Consider the following 2,817-nt stretch of genomic DNA (forward strand, 5'->3'; position numbering starts at 1 on the left):
CTCGAACCGCCGACCCCCTCCGTGTAAAGGAGATGCTCTACCAACTGAGCTAATCACCCCCGCTGTGTGGAGTCGCATTATAGGGAGAGTTGAAAATGAGTCAACGCCTTTTCTCAAGATTTTGTTTGTTCGTCGTAAAATTAGACAAAGCGGCGCATAAATGACTACGTGCGCATGATTTCTATACAAAAATCCGCTTTGAGACCCCTGAAGTAGTAACAACATTGAGGAATCAGCGCAGGGTGATAGAATATTGCCCATTCTGTTTTCCAGGACTTGCCGACTGTCGGCATCGTTATCAACGTAAGGCCATTTCATGAAAATCAAAACTCGCTTCGCGCCAAGCCCGACCGGCTATCTGCACGTCGGTGGTGCGCGTACCGCTCTCTATTCCTGGCTTTTCGCACGTCACCAGAACGGTGACTTTGTGCTGCGTATTGAAGACACCGATCTCGAACGCTCTACGCCAGAGGCTATCGAAGCCATTATGGATGGCATGAACTGGCTGAATCTGGAGTGGGATGAAGGCCCCTATTTCCAGACCAAACGTTTCGATCGCTATAACGCGGTTATCGACGATATGCTGAAAGTAGGCACCGCCTACCGTTGCTACTGCTCTAAAGAGCGTCTGGACGCGCTGCGTGAAGAGCAGATGGCGAACGGCGAGAAGCCACGTTATGACGGCCGCTGCCGCCACGACCACAGCGAACATGCTGCCGATGAGCCTTGCGTCGTGCGCTTTGCTAACCCGCAGGAAGGGTCGGTGATCTTTGACGATCAGATCCGTGGCCCGATCGAGTTCAGCAACCAGGAGCTGGACGATCTGATCATCCGCCGCACCGACGGCTCCCCAACCTATAACTTCTGTGTGGTGGTAGACGACTGGGATATGCAGATCACCCACGTGATCCGTGGTGAAGATCATATCAACAACACCCCTCGTCAGATCAACATCCTGAAAGCGCTGAACGCGCCGGTGCCGGTTTATGCCCACGTCTCAATGATCAACGGCGACGACGGCAAAAAGCTCTCCAAGCGCCACGGCGCGGTGAGCGTTATGCAGTATCGTGACGACGGCTACCTGCCGGAGGCGCTGCTCAACTACCTGGTACGCCTCGGCTGGTCCAACGGCGACCAGGAGATCTTCAGCCGTGAAGAGATGATCAACCTCTTCTCGCTGGGTGCGGTGAGCAAATCCGCCAGCGCGTTCAACACCGACAAGCTGCTGTGGCTGAACCATCACTATATCAACACCCTGGCCCCTGAGTACGTGGCGACGCACCTGCAATGGCATATCGAGCAGGCAAACATCGACACCCGCACCGGTCCGCAGCTGTCCGAGCTGATCGCGCTGCTGGGCGAGCGTTGCAAGACGCTGAAAGAGATTGCCGAGAGCTGCCGCTACTTCTATGAGGAGTTTGCCGAGTTCGACGCCGATGCTGCGAAGAAACATCTGCGTCCGGTTGCGCGTCAGCCGCTGGAAGTTGTGCGCGACAAGCTGGCCGCCATTACCGACTGGACGGCGGAAAATATCCACCATGCGATTCAGGCTACCGCCGATGAGCTGGAAGTGGGGATGGGTAAAGTGGGGATGCCGCTGCGTGTAGCCGTAACCGGGGCAGGGCAGTCTCCGGCGCTGGACGTTACCGTGCATGCGATTGGCAAAACCCGCAGCGTTGAGCGTATCAATCGCGCGCTGGGCTTTATCGCGGAGCGCGAAAGCCAGCAGTAAGCCTGCGCAAACCGCACTAAACAGAAACGGCAGGATTAACCTGCCGTTTTTTTATGCCTGCTCGGTATCGGCAATGCCCAGCCGGGTCAGAAATCCGCGCAGGCCTTCACGCGCCAGAAAGCGCTCCAGCCGCTCCTGCTCTGCGGGTGTCATATTCTGCAGGACGTTGCCAATCTGCCGCAGCGAGGCCGTTTGAAACAGCGTGCTGTAGTCGGCGGAGGGTTCCGCCATTGACCATGCCGACTGGCGATGACGAACGACCGGCGTTTTGCGCATATAGGCCAGCACGCGCTCATCAATATGGATCAGCCGCGCCCGGCCGCCTTTCACCCCGGTTAACGTCTCGGTTGTCCAGTTCTGTTCGCGGATCCAGCGATTAACGGTTTGTCTGGCAACGCCAAGATAGTCCGCCATCTCTTCAGGTGTCATTTTATCAGGTAGCTTCATCTTATTTTTCCCTGCTGCGAATGCCGAGCCGTTGGAGTAAGCCGCTGATCCCTTCACGCATTAATAGGGAGGTCAGCTGTTTCTGTTCTGAAGGGGTCATCTCTTTCGCCAGCGTTACCAGCAGCACATCAAGTGATGTATCCAGGGAGGCTTCAGCGTAGAGAGTGGCATCGGCAGCCCGGCGAGCGTTGCGTATAAACTCACGCACCTGCTCGTTAATATGCACCACGCGCGCTTTGCCACCCTGTACGCCAGGTTTGGGTGACGTTGCCCAGCCCTCTTTACGTACCCACTTATTGATTGTTTGACGGCTATAGCCTGTCAGCCTGGCTAACTCTTCCGGCGTCATTCGTTCCTTGATCATGCGATTTCCTGACGAGCAGTAGGGGTAATTAGTGGTTCATTTTATAGCACCATTTTACGCGAAAGTGTGACGGGTTTAACTCCTGGCTGCGAGCGAGCCCGCAATGTCTTTCATTTGTTTGCTTTTTCAGCGGTTGAGAGGCAGAGAGAGATTTTGCCGTTGACACCTGACAAAGGAATTCATATTATGCCGCCCGTCAACACGACAGCTTTACGCAACGGGGCTATAGCTCAGCTGGGAGAGCGCTTGCATGGCATGCAAGAGGTCAGCGGTT

Annotated in this window: 4 protein-coding genes; 2 read left to right on the top strand and 2 right to left on the bottom strand. The window is 55.5% G+C overall.

All coding sequences use genetic code 11. The annotated features are described in order from the left end of the window. Nucleotides 1-316 precede the first annotated feature (316 nt). A complete protein-coding gene (gene gltX, locus RTM13_RS20170) occupies nucleotides 317-1,732 on the top strand; it encodes a glutamate--tRNA ligase (RefSeq protein WP_312214533.1) in 1,416 nt (471 codons plus the stop codon). Between the two features lie 51 nt (nucleotides 1,733-1,783). Here gltX and RTM13_RS20175 read toward each other — a convergent pair whose 3' ends face one another. Beyond that, the gene (locus RTM13_RS20175) at nucleotides 1,784-2,179 is read right to left on the bottom strand and encodes a YfeC-like transcriptional regulator (RefSeq protein WP_312214535.1); all 396 of its coding nucleotides are present in this window, start codon (nucleotides 2,177-2,179) and stop codon (nucleotides 1,784-1,786) included. A gap of 1 nt (nucleotide 2,180) precedes the next feature. Beyond that, entirely contained in the window at nucleotides 2,181-2,543 is a 363-nt protein-coding gene (locus RTM13_RS20180; RefSeq protein ID WP_312214537.1) for a YfeC-like transcriptional regulator, read from the bottom strand. Nucleotides 2,544-2,609: 66 nt separating this feature from the next. On the opposite strand from RTM13_RS20180, the gene RTM13_RS20185 reads away from it, so the two are divergent. Then, nucleotides 2,610-2,817 (top strand): hypothetical protein (locus RTM13_RS20185; RefSeq protein ID WP_312214539.1); only part of this gene is annotated, 208 nt, incomplete at its 3' end.

This window comes from Pseudescherichia sp. (assembly GCF_031979925.1).
Taxonomy (GTDB): domain Bacteria; phylum Pseudomonadota; class Gammaproteobacteria; order Enterobacterales; family Enterobacteriaceae; genus Pseudescherichia.

Coding starts and splice junctions, on each gene's coding strand:
- gltX (WP_312214533.1), top strand. CDS start 317: ATGAAAATCAAAACTCGCTTCGCGCCAAGCCCGACCGGCTATCTGCAC.
- RTM13_RS20175 (WP_312214535.1), bottom strand. CDS start 2,179: ATGAAGCTACCTGATAAAATGACACCTGAAGAGATGGCGGACTATCTT.
- RTM13_RS20180 (WP_312214537.1), bottom strand. CDS start 2,543: ATGATCAAGGAACGAATGACGCCGGAAGAGTTAGCCAGGCTGACAGGC.